Origin of the sequence: Alteromonas sp. a30 (assembly GCF_026788005.1) — a bacterium.
Taxonomy (GTDB): domain Bacteria; phylum Pseudomonadota; class Gammaproteobacteria; order Enterobacterales; family Alteromonadaceae; genus Paraneptunicella.
The window spans coordinates 382,298-396,272 of record NZ_JABEPE010000001.1 but is presented as its reverse complement, the minus strand read 5'-3'; the positions used below and the strand labels follow the sequence as shown (position 1 = coordinate 396,272).

Sequence of the window (13,975 nt, the reverse complement as noted above, 5' to 3'; positions counted from 1 at the left end):
TGGACTAGGTTAAATCTTCTTCTAGAAGGTGTTCCTGTTCCTCAGTGATGTTTGGTGTTGCGGTTGAGCCACAAGAGCGTCGTGTTACTAACTCACCAGGAATGGAAATATTCTCAGCAGGTTGTTTATTAATGAGTTTAACCAGCGCGTCCACTAAATAACGGCCTGCCAGTTGTGTGTTTTGTCGGATCGTCGTGAGTGGAGGAGAGGTAAATTTAGAGAGTGGGATATTGTCGTAGCCAACAACGGCAACGTCATCTGGCACCCTGATGTCGGCTTCTTGCAGCGCACTCATAACGCCCACCGCTATCATATCGCTGGCACAGACAATGGCATCAAATTGCTCGCCAGATTCAATTAACGCTTTACCCACATTATAGCCCGAAGTTTCCGTAGAAATAGCATCCCAGTGGTGCGCGGTTTGGTTGGTATCGAGCACACCTGCATGGCATAACGCATCTTTAAATCCATTAAAACGATCCAGAAACTCTGGGCAACTGCTATTCGCCCCGCCAATAAAAACAAAACGTTGATGACCAAGCGCTAGCAAATGCTCAGTGAGCATGCGTCCACCGTTGTAGTTATCGCCGCCAATGGTAATGCCGGGTGAGGTGTCATTAATCGCGCCCCAGCGCACGAAGTGTGTGCTTTGTTGTACCAGTTTGTCGATTTTATCTTGATAGTTAACGAAGTCGCCATAACCTAACAAAATAATTCCATCGGCTTTGTGTGTATCTTCAAAATCAGCGTGCCAATCGTTACTAAATTGTTGAAATGAAATTAGTAAGTCATATCCTGCATCTGCGGAGGCACGAGTAATGCTTCCTAACATAGTTAAGAAAAAAGGATTAATTTTAGAGTCGTCTGAAGTGGGATCTTCAAATAACAACAAGGCAATCGTCTTGCTTTGTTGTTGCCGTAAATTACTGGCATTCTTATCGACTTTATAATTGAGCTGTTTTGCTATCTCTTTGATTTTATTGCGTGTCTCTATGCTAACCAAAGGGCTATTACGTAACGCCCGGGAAACGGTAGATTGCGAAACACCTGCCATGTGGGCTATGTCAAAAGAGGTTGCTTTGTCTTTCATTTTTTCTTACTACGATTTTGTTGTTTGAAGAAACAAAAATGTTAGAAATAACAAAGGGTGCATGAGCGAAAAACCAGTGCTTTGCTTCATTTTTTAGTTTTTATTTAAATTCTTGTAACACAAAGACAGCCCGTAGAGCAAAGAAAAATGAATATTTTGTTAATTGCCAAAGTCCACGTTTACCCTGATCTGTATCGTTTTATAGAATGTCGGAAAACCATTAAAATATTCTCATTTGTAAATATTGCTTTGATCCAACAAATCGTCGCTGACTTGTGATTAGCTAATGCGATATAATGTCGGCCTTTTGTATAACGACATTCTAACTTTAGGGGTTGCTGAATATGGCTGAGGTTGAATCCCGCCCAACCAATTTTATTCGTCAAATTATTGATAAAGATCTGGAAACAGGATTGCACTCCAGCGTACATACCCGTTTTCCACCAGAGCCAAATGGTTATTTGCATATTGGTCATGCTAAGTCTATCTGTTTGAACTTTGGTATTGCGCAGGACTATCAGGGAACCTGTAATTTACGTTTTGACGACACTAACCCTGAAAAAGAAGACATCGATTACGTTAACGCAATTAAGGAAGATGTTTCTTGGTTGGGGTATCAATGGGATGGTGAAGTCCGTTATTCATCGAATTATTTTGATCAGTTATTTGGTTACGCAAAAGAGTTGATCAACAAAGGCTTGGCTTATGTTGATTTTTCAACGCAAGAAGCCATGCGTGAAATGCGTGGCTCGTTAACCGAACCGGGGCAATTAAGTCCATATCGTGATTCGTCGCCAGAAGAGAATCTTGCGCTATTTGAAAAAATGGCGGCAGGTGACTTTAAAGAAGGCGAATGCTGCCTACGGGCGAAAATTGATATGGCTTCGCCTTTCATGTGTATGCGGGACCCAGTTATTTATCGCGTACGCTTTGCGCATCACCATCAAACGGGTGATAAATGGTGTATTTATCCGATGTACGACTTTACTCATTGTATTTCGGATGCCATCGAAAATATCTCACATTCATTATGCACATTAGAGTTTCAAGATAACCGTCGTTTATACGATTGGGTGATTGACAATATCAGCGTTGAAGCAACGCCGAAGCAATATGAATTTTCTCGCCTGAACTTAGAATACACGGTGCTGAGTAAGCGTAAGCTCATTCAATTGGTTGAAGAAAAGCACGTTTCTGGCTGGGATGACCCACGCATGCCAACCATTGCGGGAATTCGTCGTCGAGGTTATACGCCAACTTCTGTGCGAGAGTTTTGTTCGCGCATTGGTGTAACTAAGCAAGATAATGTTGTGGAAATGGGCGTTCTAGAGTCATGTATTCGCGATGATCTGAATGAAAATGCGCCACGCGCTATGGCAGTGCTTGAACCTGTGAAGCTTATTATTGAAAACTTCGAAGGCGATGTTGAGTGGTTAGATGCACCTAATCACCCCTCGAAAGAAGAAATGGGCACGCGCAAAATTCCATTTTCTAAAGAAGTGTGGATAGAAAAAGACGATTTCCGTGAAGAAGCTAATAAGAAGTACAAGCGTCTTGTTTTAGGAAAAGAAGTGCGTTTACGTAATGCTTATGTGATTAAAGCTGAACGCATTGAGAAAGACGAAAACGGTGAAGTAACTACCATTTACTGTACCTACGATCCAGACACTTTAGGTAAAGCACCTGCGGATGGACGTAAAGTCAAAGGCGTTATTCACTGGGTGGCGGCGAAGCAAGCAGTGCCTGCAGAATTCAGACTTTACGACCGTTTATTCAATGTTGAAAACCCAAATAAAGTAGAGTTAGCGGAAGCGTTGAACCCGAATTCATTAACCGTCATTCAAGGCTTTGTTGAGCCTTCGATTAAAGACGTGGAAATTGGCGTCGGTATGCAATTTGAGCGTACAGGGTACTTCTGTCGTGACAAAGATAGCTCTGAAGCATTGCCTGTTTATAATCGAACCGTTGCGCTACGTGATACGTGGGCGAAAATGGGCGAGTAATGAATCACTAGTGTTGTTTACTGGCTGCTTAATTGGTAATAAAAAAGAGTCCTTGATGGACTCTTTTTTTTGGTCGTTTGTTCGCATTAGCGCTTTACATCACAGGCTGACTATTGCGCTTTAATTGTTTTGCCTGTCACTGATTTGCTTTCATCGCTCATCAAGAAACTATATAGCGGCATTAATGCTTCTGGTGGAGTGACGCTTTCTCTGTCTTCGGCTGGGAAGGCTTTGGCTCGCATGGCGGTGCGCGTTGCGCCGGGATTGATACAATTGAACCGCAAAGGTGTGTTGCTGTATTCGTCTGCTAAGGTTTGCATCATCCCTTCAGTTGCAAATTTTGAAATAGCGTAAGTCCCCCAATATGCACGGCCTTGATTACCTACTCCAGAGGACGTGAAAATAACGGAAGCCGTATCTGCTTTTGTTAATGCAGGGAGTAGGGCTTGTGTCATTAAAAACGTGCTGTTGAGGTTGACCTGCATGACTTCGTTAAACTGTTTCTCCGAGATTTGCGCAAAAGGCTGAATATCGCCAAGTAGGCTTGCATTGTGAAGCACGCCATCTAATTTCCCAAATTGCGACTCAATGGTTGCGGCCATTTCTCGGTAGTGGCGTTGTGTTGCGCCGTTTAAATCAAGTGGAACAATAGCGGGTTCAGGTCCACCCGCTTGCATAATTTCATCATATACTTGCTCAAGCTTAGCGACGGTACGCCCCAAAAGAATGACGGTCGCACCTTGGCTGGCAAAGGTCAAACTTGCGACCTTGCCAATCCCATCACCTGCACCCGTAACCAAGATGGTTTTATTGTTTAATTCAATATCTTTTGGAATGTTAAAGTCGTGAATGCTCAGGGTCATAGTTACAAAATCTTATTTCAGGGAAGGTTACAAAAAATTATTCGTGCAGTTTAGCATTTATTTGTCGTTAACATTATTATTGATATTGAAATAACAAAGATTTCTCCGTGTTCGATGAATGTAAATTCAGATTAATGCCTGAGTGATCGGTGAAAGATAAGTAACAGCTAGTTTAGGTACTCCTTTTTCATTGCGAATAGAATATTGCCAAATGAGATTATTAAATTTACCGCGTGGTTGAGTTTAGTCTTTATACATGATGCTTACATTCAATTAACAAATCTTTGCAAATCTCTGTTATTGTCAATAAGATTAACGAAATTGAACTGGTCGTACATGTCGACCACTTTGTTAAAACACACTAATGAACACCGAAGAGCACATAGCCTCGTGAAGGATTATGGGTATTCCAAAGGTGGAAGAATAATTACAAGAGGATCCGGGGAATCATATGAAAAAATTGCTAGTTAGTTCTGCGATTGCTGCCACGCTGGGGTTGTCTGGCTGCGGAGGCGGCGGAGAAGCCCTCACCACAGTGCAGGAAGAAACACCCGATGTGAAGCCTTTTGCGCGCATCATTTTTGACCCAGCAAACGGAAGTCTAAATGTACCCAACGATTTGTTAACACTTCCCTCGGGTAACCTATTTGATTTTACGTTAGAAACCGAAGCGGATACATTTGACCCAGCTGATCCTCAGCAAGCGCTTGGCGTTTTAGATGGGTGGTCAACTCAACATCCTTTCGTTGTTAATATTAATTTACCAGATGGTTTAGAAATTGATGGTAACTCTGCTTCTATTCCGGGAGCTATCCGCCTTTTCGAAGCAACACAAGCACTAGAAGGAACGACTGCCACTTGTCAAGGCATAGCGGCTGCAATAGGTGCACCGGGTGTCCCCTGTGAAATTGGTGAAGAGCTGACGTTTGGGGCTGACTTTGTTACACAAAAAGTAGGCCCAGGAGCCGTATCTATTGTTCCTCTGAAACCACTTAAACCAGGACAAGGTTATGTACTTGTCGTTACTGATACCCTTCAAGACACTGAAGGCAAAGGTGTAAGAGGGTCTGAAACATGGGAACTGGTTCGCCAAGATATTGATACTTTACCTCTTGCAACCGATGCACAGCGTCAGATCCAAGGATTAGTCAATGCGATTGTTGACCCAATTGAAGCCTTAGGTGTGCCGCGTAGCAGTATTTCTTATGCAGCATATTTCTCAACACAGTCAGCAGGTGTTGTAGTTAACACTGTCAAGCAGTTACAAATTGGTGGTTTCGCTCAGGCGTTTGCAACGGCTCTAGCACAAGGGGCTGATCAAGCAACAGCCGCACAAGCTGCCGCACAGTTTTTACCTGTAGTACAAGTTAATGATGCGCCGGTCGATACCGCATTCGACGTATTAGCGCCGTCTTTACTAAGCCCTGAACAACTTGCTCAATTAGGTGCTGTAGGGCTAAATACATGTGACGGATTAATGGCCGCCCTAGCTAATCCAGCGGGTCCATTATTCCCAACAGCGGCTAGCACGTTTGCACAAGTCGGTTCTTTTTGTGCATCAAGCCTTAAAGCCGGTAGTGTAAACCTTCCACATTACTTGAGTACGACAAACCCTCTTGGTGACTGGTGGCGCGCAGCGTGTACTAACGGTGCAATGTTAAGATCATTGGGTGAGGAAACGGTTGGCAGTTTGGTCGCGGCTGATGCGGTTGGTCCAAACAACGATTTATGTCAGGCGGCTTCTGGTGGTCAATTACTTGATTTGAATTTGGCTGCTGTTGGCATCGACGATCCTCGTAATCTAACCAAGGTTAGCCCAGTGCCTGCGCGCTCGGGAACCAACCCTGATGGTACAGAAACCGTTTCTGTACAAGTAACCGTGCCAGACACTAACGTTGTTAATACGTTAGCGGCTTTAAGTGATAGTGTTAACCCAATTAGCAAACCTGAGTCAGGTTGGCCTGTTGTTGTGATTCAACACGGTATTACTTCCAAGAAAGAAGACGTATTGGCGTTGACGGGGTCATTATCATTAGCAGGTTTTGCAACCGTCGCAATTGACCACCCATTACATGGTAGCCGTGGTTACACTATCGATGGTGAAGTGATTAATGCTTCTTCAGGGTTTGGTGGTTCGCCAACGGATTACTTGAACTTAAGTAGTTTGGTGACAGCTCGCGACAACTTGCGTCAAAGTATTGTGGACACTTTAGGCTTGCGTTTAGGTTTGAATGCGGTTGTTGACTTAACCGGCGGCTCAGTCGATTTAGACGAAAATAACGTTTACTTCGTTGGTCAAAGTCTGGGGTCAATTACAGGCATCGGTACAGTTGCTAACGCAAACAACACACTAGGTGGCGACTTATCTGCATTTGATGGTATGTATGAGTTTAAAGCGGCAGTGTTATCTGTACCAGGTGGCGGTATTGCTTCCTTCCTACTTGATTCTCCATCGTTTGGCCCATTGATTAAAGGTTCGTTGTTGGCAGCTTCTTCAACAGACTTCCAGGCATTCCTAGGTCAATTTGCTCAGCAAAATGGTTTATCTCCAGAGCAGGCTCTAGTACCCGCATTCCAAGCATTTGTAGAGAACTTAAATGCACAGCAGTTGGCTGAAATTAACAGCACGTTCTCATCATTTGCTTTCGCTGCACAAACTATTATTGATGCAGGCGACCCTAACAATTATGCAGCATTGCTAGCGTCTAACACGCCTATCCTTGTGCATGAAGTTGTGGGTGGGGGAACCAATGATGATGGCTCTACTGCTTTACCAGACCAAGTGATCCCTAACACTGCGGCTGTGCCTCTTGCTGGTACGGAACCTCTTGCGGCGTTAATGGGTTTGCAGGGTGTTAGCTCAACGACGCAAGGTAGCGGCTTGGTTCGCTTTATTGCGGGTGGGCATGGTTCATTATTAAGCCCAGCAGATAGTTTGGCTGCAACAACAGAAATGCAGTTGCAAACCATCACCTTCTTGGCAACACAAGGTGAGACAATTGCGGTAACTGATACAAGTGTTGTCGCTAACTAATTGTTTTAAATTTACATAGAAATAAGCCGGGGATTCATTCCCCGGTTTTTTTTTGCAAATTTGCCCATATTATTGGGGGAGCAGAATTATCAAATAGGGGATTACCTTGGAATTTTTATCTGAATACGGGATGTTTCTATTAAAAGCGGTCACGATTGTTGTGGCGTTATTACTGGCGGTGGGCGGTATTATTGGCTTGGCGTCAAAACAGAAATTACAAAAAGGCGAGTTACAGATTACGTCTTTATCGGATGCATTAGCGGATACGGAAGCGCAGGCAAGAGAAGCAATATTATCCAAAGATGAATTGAAGGCTTGGCGCAAGGCTCAGAAAAAAGCCAGTAAAGACAACAAAGCGCAATCGGACTCAGGCAAAATTTATGTGATTGATTTTAAAGGCTCCATGGATGCGCACGAAGTAGAAAGTTTGCGTAACGAGGTTTCAACGGTCATTAACTTAGCAGAAGAAAAGGACGAAGTGCTACTGCGTTTAGAAAGCCCCGGAGGAGTCGTTCATGGGTACGGATTAGCGGCTTCTCAACTACAACGATTACGAGATCACAATATTCACCTAACTGCCAGTGTGGACATGGTTGCAGCGAGTGGCGGTTATATGATGGCTTGTGTCGCCAATAAAATTATTGCTGCCCCGTTTTCTATTTTGGGTTCCATTGGCGTGATTGCCCAGCTACCAAACTTTAATAAATTATTGAAGCATAACCATATCGAATTCGAACAACACACCGCAGGTGACTTTAAGCGCACTGTGACCATGTTTGGTGAAAACAATGACTCCGGTAGAGAGAAGTTTAAACAAGAGCTAGAAGAGATACATGAAATGTTTAAGACATTTGTTTCTTCTCATCGCCCAGAACTGGATATAAAAAAGGTTGCTACAGGGGAAACGTGGCATGGCACTAAGGCTAAAGATGTCGGCTTGGTTGATGATATTCAAACCTCAGATGATTTCTTATTAAAGCATTTCCGAGATAAACCTATATTCAAAGTAGAATATAGAAGAAAGCCCACTATGGCAGAAAGGCTGTCAAACTCTGCATCATTAACAATTAACGGCGTATTATCAAAGCTTTGGGAGAAGAACCAAACGAAAGTGTAATGCTGTTTTGTAGAATTATAAAAGGCGCTGAAGAAGCGCCTTTTTGGTTTTAGTGACCTACATTAATATCGATTATGTTATCAGGATTTGATCTCTTCGTTTGATTCGAAGTGTTTGAAGTCGACATCTTCGTCACGATCTCCTGCATTAGGATCATTATAAACATCAAGGTCGATTTGCTTTTCAGACTTGGCAACAACCGTGGCCACTGTGCAATCTCCAGTGACATTAACGGCCGTGCGTGTCATATCAAGTAGACGGTCAACACCAATGATGAGTGCGATTCCTTCAACGGGTAAATTAACTTGCTGTAAAACCATGGCTAACATGATGAGACCCGCAGAGGGGACGCCTGCTGTTCCAACTGATGCCAAGGTGGCGGTTAGAATGACCATTAGATAATCACTAACTGATAAATCTACACCGTAAACTTGAGCAATAAACACGGTTGCACAGCCTTGCATAATGGCAGTGCCATCCATGTTAATGGTTGCGCCAAGCGGAATAGTAAATGATGCCACACCATTTTTAATCCCCAGCTTACGTTGAGCCGTTTCTAATGTAATGGGTAAGGTTGCACTGCTGCTGGCTGTCGAAAAGGCAAACATCGCCGCTTCTCTGACTTTTCGCAGCAACATCACTGGGCTTAACCCTGCAAAAATACGCAAAATGAGGGGATACACCACTAATGCGTGGGTGATAAGTACAGCAACCACTAGCAGGAAGTATTTAATCAAGCTAAGGATGGTGTCTAATCCAATGGTAGAGAATAGCTTCGCCATCAAAGCATAAACCCCATAAGGTGCAAAATTCATGATGATGGTAATTAAGCGCATGATGACGTGATTAACATCTTCAAAAAAGTTACCAAGACGTTTTCCCGCTTCACCAGACATTGCCATTGCAACGCCAAACAATAGTGCAAAGACAATAACTTGCAACATGCTAGCGTTTGCCATTGCGCTAATTGGGTTAGAAGGCACCATGTTAATAATGACTTGTGCTAGCGAGGGCGGTTCTTTTGCTGTAAAGGTTGCATCGGTGGTTAGGTCGAGACCTTCACCGGGAGACACAAGTAAAGCAATCGTAATAGCTAATGTGATAGCAATTGCTGTTGTAATAATGTATAGCGCAATGGACTTTCCGCCTAAGCGGCCAAGTTGACTAGGTTCGCTTAAATTACAGGTGCCGCAGACTAACGAAACGAAAACTAAAGGCACAACCATCATCTTCAAACTAGAGATAAATACTTGACCAATAACGTTAAAAATACCATCAACGAAAAATCCATACGTTGAAAATTCGGCACCAAGTAGGCTAAAAGTTAAATCTCCGCTATCATCGAAAGCGAGTTGAAGCAAAAAGCCAGTGAGTATGCCTAAGACCATACCGACGAAGATTTTGCTCGTTAAGGAGAGAGAGTCAAAAGAGGCTTTCATATTAATAAGTTGCTTAATTTTTGTTGTTTCAATTAGCGTAACAATTTTGCTATTGAACCTGAACTAAAAATTAAAATTAAAATCAAAAGCATGGGGATGACGCCAGTGACCACTCAGCAATATTATTCTCGATTAATCCGTTCTCAGTTAATCCACAAGTGCCGACAAATCTTGCTTCTCACTCTTCTCGCCATGCTTTCGGCCTGTGGTGGTGGAGGGAGCATTTCCCGCGATGACTCGCCTAACCCGGGAGCCCCTGATGAATCGCTGCAAATTGAGTTAAGCATTGTGAGTCAAGCAACTGGGGAAGAAAGCAATGACTTAAATGCTTCCAACCCGCTTCGGGTATTGGCAGTTGTTACGAATGCTTCTGGTGATGTAATATCCGATGAAGTGGTTCAATTTAGCTTCACTCAAGATGACTTAGCGGTATTTGACCCTGCAACAGGTTCGGCGCTAACTAACGCCCAAGGGCAAACGAGTATTGATGTGTTAGTGGGTGAGCAAGCCGGTGCTGGAAAAGTGGTTGCTACCTTGAATTCAGGCGATAGTGCTGAAGTTGGTTTTGTTTCTGCTGGCAGTGATACCCAAGCGCCTGTGACACCTTCAAGTCTTGAGTTATTTGCCAGTGCTATTCAGTTATCATCAAGTGGTTCAGAGCAAATAGAACTTATTGCATTGGTAAAAAATGCACAGAATATTTTGCTCGAAAACATTGATGTGACATTCTTCTCAGAATCCGGTGAATTGCAAGTAACACAACCAACTACAGCTGCTGATGGCACGGCTCGTGCGGTATTATCTTCTCAAACCGATCCAGAAAATCGAACTTTTGCTGTGTCTGCGCAAGTTGGCGATTTGATTCAATCCATTGATGTTCAAGTGGTTGGCACAGAAGTTAGAGTAAATACTCCTGCGTCAGTCATTCTAAACGATACGGCTGAAGTTACGATTTCCGTTGTCGACTCTGATGGCACAGGCATTGCCAATGAAGTCGTTGCGGTTTCCTCTGCAAATGGAAATGGCATCAGTAATACATCCCCTAGAACCGACGAAACCGGACAAATTACCATCAATTACACTGCGCTTAACCCCGGTGTTGACGTGATTACAGCAACAGCACTTAATGCGACTGGTGTTGGTAATTTAACCGTTCAGCAAGACCAATTCAGCTTTTCGAGCGTGCCAACAAACGACATTCCACTGAATACTGACGCGGAGCTAGTGATAACTTGGTTAAGAGCTGGAGAACCTTTTGCGAACGGGTTTGTCACTTTAACGACAACCCGAGGGATGTTGTCGCAGTCACAATTAATTAGCGATGCAAATGGGCAAGTGAGAGTTAACATTCAAAGTAGTAATGCAGGCACCGCAACGATATTAGCTCAAGGGGATGACACTCTAGGCACCATTGTTAACGCCAGAAGCAATGTAGAGTTTATTGCCTCACAAGTGGACAACATCTTGATAGAAGCGAGTCCTAAATCTATAGGGCCGGATGGTCAGAAAAGCACCATTACCGCAGTGTTGCGGGACCCATCGGGCAACCTTGTTAAAGGTAAAACCGTTAATTTCACAGCGGATGATGTGAGTGGTGGTAGTATTTCTCCCGCCTCTGTAGTGACGGACAGTAACGGTATAGCGTCAACGGTTTATACCTCGAACACGGTTACAAGCGAAGACGCCATTACCATTACCGCCACGGAAGCAGAATCTAATATTCAAGCGTCAACAAACTTAACTGTAGGTGATAGAGCCTTATTCATTACCCTTGGTACAGGCAATCGCATTGAGATTGTAGATGATGCCACCTATTTGAAACGTTTCTCGGTATTTGTGACGGACGCCAATTCCAATCCGGTATCTGATGTTGACCTAACCGTCAGCGGCACTCCGGTAAAATACACGGAATTATTAGACCCTAACGCAGAACCGGGCGACGCCAATTACCAAGTGATCCGCGCGGCATATAATAAAGGTTATTGGTCAGCGTTCCCAAGTGCAGAGGCATTTGAATTCTGGGTACCGGTACACACCTTTGGTTGTGCCAATGAAGACATCGACGATGATGCCATTCTTGATCCCGAGGAAGACGTCAACGGTGATGGCAACATTTCTCCGGGGAACGTTGTCGCGATAGATGGCAATATCACCACCGATGAAAATGGGCAGGCTATTGTTGAACTGCGTTACCCGAAAACGTTTGCAGCTTGGGTGACGATTAAAGTAGCGGTGAGCACTAGCGTAGCGGGTTCGGAATCGAGAGTGAGCCAGTTTTATACACTTGGCGCGGCATCAAGCGATTTAGCAATAGAAGATGTGCGCCCGAATGTGAATCCGTTTGGTGATGGTCGTAACTTTGTAGATGACCCTGCTAACCCAGGTTCGCTTATCGACGATGGCTCCGGTTTAACCTGCACTAACGTATTGTAAATCCCTTGAGGTGTCACCTTTTATACTCCAATCTGTCTATAATTGAATGATGAAAAGAGACAGGTTGGAGCATAGTAAGAGCATGCAAAATCTTGAGCAGGCGGAATTAGCCAAGTTAGTTTCAGAAACTAAACGCAATGATGCCGAGCGGTTAAAGTTCGATAAAGAACGCGTCGAAATAGAGAGTCGCTTATCACAAAAGTGGTGGAATTTACCTTTTACTGGGTTAATTCAGGCGGCGATAGGCGGTATTGTTGCAGGTGCTTCCGTTTACGCCGTAACCTTTGGTGGATATTTGTCCAAGGCAGAATCGGTATCGAGGGTGAATTATGCGAGGGAATCGGGGATGTCGGATGACGCATATTCGTGGTCGTCTACGCGCTGGGGTGACAATATTATTGCTCAATTTTTACCCTAAGTTATTTATTGTAGAATAAAAAAACAGAGGTCAAAACCTTAAGCAATTTTGCAAAGATGCAAGTGCAATCTAAGTTGACTGCGCTTGCATCGTGCTTCTATCTGCTGCGAACTAGACGCGTTGGAAAGGGTAAACTGAACCAATCTTCAAAATTTGCGTGAGTTCATCTAGTGCCGTTCTGGACTCGATTAGCAAAGTGGGATCGGACAAGTCAGCAACACTTAATTCTTCACGGTAATGCTTATTCACCCAGTTTGTGAGTTTGGCGTATAAGGTATCGTTCATCAGGGTGTTTGGGTTAACTGCATCAAGCTCCTGCTCGGTAAGCGCAACACGTAAACGTAAGCATGCTGGACCACCGCCATTTCTCATACTCTGTTTTACATCAAAGTAATGCACTTTTTTAATCGGGGTATCAAGGGTCACTAACTCACTCAAATAACGTGAAACGGACTCGCTTTCTTCGCACTCAGTAGGCGCGATAATTGCCATTTCACCATTAGGTAGCGTGATGATTTGCGTGTTAAACAAATAGGTGCGAACAGCTTCTTGAACTGATACTGCCTCGGTAGATACTTTAATAAAATGCAGCAGCCTGTCGCCAAATTTCTCCTGAATTTCTTGCAACTTGGCTTCTGTATCGAAGAAGGCTTGCTCGTGATAGAAAAGCACATTTTGGTTGCCCACAGAAATGACATCGTTGTGGAAAACACCTTGGTCAATCACTGCCGGATTTTGCTGCATATAAACCACATTTTCATCGCTCAAGCCGTGTAAACGCGCAATGGCTTGGCAAGCTTCAAAGGTTTGTCTGGCGGGGTATTTGGTTGGTGCAGGTTTTGATTGGTCGAAGGCATGGCGACCGTAAACAAATAGCTCAACGCCTTCTTGTCCGTAATCGTGGCAAAGACGAGTATGATTGGCAGCACCTTCATCGCCAAAATGCTCGTTGTCTGGTAAATGTTTGTGATGCGCAAAATGCTTGCTGTCACTAAACGTACCTTGCAGAATTCGGCCCGTTACCTCTGGTTCAAGAGAGCGGTGAAACTTATTGGTTAAGTTTGCTGGGGTGAAATGAACCTTTCCATCGGCTGTGTCGGCACTTGGTGACACAGTTGCCGCATTTGCTGTCCACATACTAGACGCTGAACAACACGCCAAATGCACCTCTGGGGCTTTCTCTGCTGCCGCTTTTAATACGTCGGCGTCGCTGCCAGAAAAACCTAAACGACGCAGCATGTGAATATCTGGGCGTTCTTGTGGAGCGAGTACGCCTTGCGCCATTCCCATATCTGCCAGAGCCTTCATTTTGCCCAATCCTTGAAGTGCTGCTTGCTTAGGGCTGCTTTTGGCATTGGCATTATTTAGCGAGGCGACGTTGCCAAATGACAGACCTGCGTAATTGTGTGTAGGACCAACTAATCCATCAAAATTTACTTCGCGGTTTTTCATTAACATTTCTCCTACAAATACCTGAGCAAAAGTGCTTGGTTCGATGTGCTGCGTCTTAAAAACGCGAGCAGAATATACGATTTTTTTGTTAACTGCCAATTGCACAAGCCACTAACTTCAAGGGAT

Annotated in this window: 9 protein-coding genes; 5 read left to right on the top strand and 4 right to left on the bottom strand. The window is 44.1% G+C overall.

Annotation, left to right across the window (positions count from 1 at the left end; all coding sequences use genetic code 11):
• Positions 1-4 precede the first annotated feature (4 nt).
• Positions 5-1,090 (bottom strand): LacI family DNA-binding transcriptional regulator, encoded by a 1,086-nt coding sequence (locus tag HJG39_RS01645; protein WP_268406031.1) that lies wholly within the window; start codon positions 1,088-1,090, stop codon positions 5-7.
• Positions 1,091-1,434: 344 nt separating this feature from the next.
• On the opposite strand from HJG39_RS01645, the gene glnS reads away from it, so the two are divergent.
• Positions 1,435-3,093, top strand: a complete 1,659-nt coding sequence (gene glnS, locus HJG39_RS01640) for a glutamine--tRNA ligase (RefSeq protein WP_268406029.1) — start codon at positions 1,435-1,437, stop codon at positions 3,091-3,093.
• A gap of 110 nt (positions 3,094-3,203) precedes the next feature.
• On the opposite strand, the gene HJG39_RS01635 is transcribed toward glnS, so the two are convergent.
• A complete protein-coding gene (locus tag HJG39_RS01635) occupies positions 3,204-3,956 on the bottom strand; it encodes a YciK family oxidoreductase (protein WP_268406026.1) in 753 nt (250 codons plus the stop codon).
• Positions 3,957-4,407: 451 nt separating this feature from the next.
• Here HJG39_RS01635 and HJG39_RS01630 point away from each other — a divergent pair, with 451 nt between their 5' ends.
• A complete protein-coding gene (locus HJG39_RS01630; RefSeq protein WP_268406024.1) occupies positions 4,408-6,990 on the top strand; it encodes a VolA/Pla-1 family phospholipase in 2,583 nt (860 codons plus the stop codon).
• A gap of 106 nt (positions 6,991-7,096) precedes the next feature.
• Positions 7,097-8,107, top strand: coding sequence for a protease SohB (sohB, locus tag HJG39_RS01625; RefSeq protein ID WP_268406021.1), 1,011 nt, complete (start codon positions 7,097-7,099; stop codon positions 8,105-8,107).
• 80 nt (positions 8,108-8,187) lie between these two features.
• Here sohB and HJG39_RS01620 read toward each other — a convergent pair whose 3' ends face one another.
• Positions 8,188-9,546 (bottom strand): dicarboxylate/amino acid:cation symporter, encoded by a 1,359-nt coding sequence (locus HJG39_RS01620; protein WP_268406018.1) that lies wholly within the window; start codon positions 9,544-9,546, stop codon positions 8,188-8,190.
• A 96-nt stretch (positions 9,547-9,642) separates the two neighbouring features.
• On the opposite strand from HJG39_RS01620, the gene HJG39_RS01615 reads away from it, so the two are divergent.
• On the top strand, positions 9,643-11,979 hold the full coding sequence (locus HJG39_RS01615) for an Ig-like domain-containing protein (RefSeq protein WP_268406017.1): 2,337 nt from the start codon (positions 9,643-9,645) through the stop codon (positions 11,977-11,979).
• An 82-nt stretch (positions 11,980-12,061) separates the two neighbouring features.
• Positions 12,062-12,397 carry a hypothetical protein gene (locus tag HJG39_RS01610; protein ID WP_268406014.1) on the top strand — a complete coding sequence of 112 codons (336 nt, stop codon included), beginning with the start codon at positions 12,062-12,064 and terminating at the stop codon, positions 12,395-12,397.
• A 111-nt stretch (positions 12,398-12,508) separates the two neighbouring features.
• On the opposite strand, the gene astB is transcribed toward HJG39_RS01610, so the two are convergent.
• Positions 12,509-13,849 carry an N-succinylarginine dihydrolase gene (gene astB / locus HJG39_RS01605; protein WP_268406011.1) on the bottom strand — a complete coding sequence of 447 codons (1,341 nt, stop codon included), beginning with the start codon at positions 13,847-13,849 and terminating at the stop codon, positions 12,509-12,511.
• Positions 13,850-13,975: the final 126 nt, after the last annotated feature.

Excerpts from the sequence above, each read along its gene's own strand:
- HJG39_RS01620 (WP_268406018.1), bottom strand. The coding sequence starts at position 9,546 with ATGAAAGCCTCTTTTGACTCTCTCTCCTTAACGAGCAAAATCTTCGTC.
- HJG39_RS01610 (WP_268406014.1), top strand. The coding sequence starts at position 12,062 with ATGCAAAATCTTGAGCAGGCGGAATTAGCCAAGTTAGTTTCAGAAACT.
- astB (WP_268406011.1), bottom strand. The coding sequence starts at position 13,849 with ATGAAAAACCGCGAAGTAAATTTTGATGGATTAGTTGGTCCTACACAC.
- glnS (WP_268406029.1), top strand. The coding sequence starts at position 1,435 with ATGGCTGAGGTTGAATCCCGCCCAACCAATTTTATTCGTCAAATTATT.
- HJG39_RS01615 (WP_268406017.1), top strand. The coding sequence starts at position 9,643 with ATGACGCCAGTGACCACTCAGCAATATTATTCTCGATTAATCCGTTCT.
- HJG39_RS01645 (WP_268406031.1), bottom strand. The coding sequence starts at position 1,090 with ATGAAAGACAAAGCAACCTCTTTTGACATAGCCCACATGGCAGGTGTT.
- HJG39_RS01635 (WP_268406026.1), bottom strand. The coding sequence starts at position 3,956 with ATGACCCTGAGCATTCACGACTTTAACATTCCAAAAGATATTGAATTA.
- HJG39_RS01630 (WP_268406024.1), top strand. The coding sequence starts at position 4,408 with ATGAAAAAATTGCTAGTTAGTTCTGCGATTGCTGCCACGCTGGGGTTG.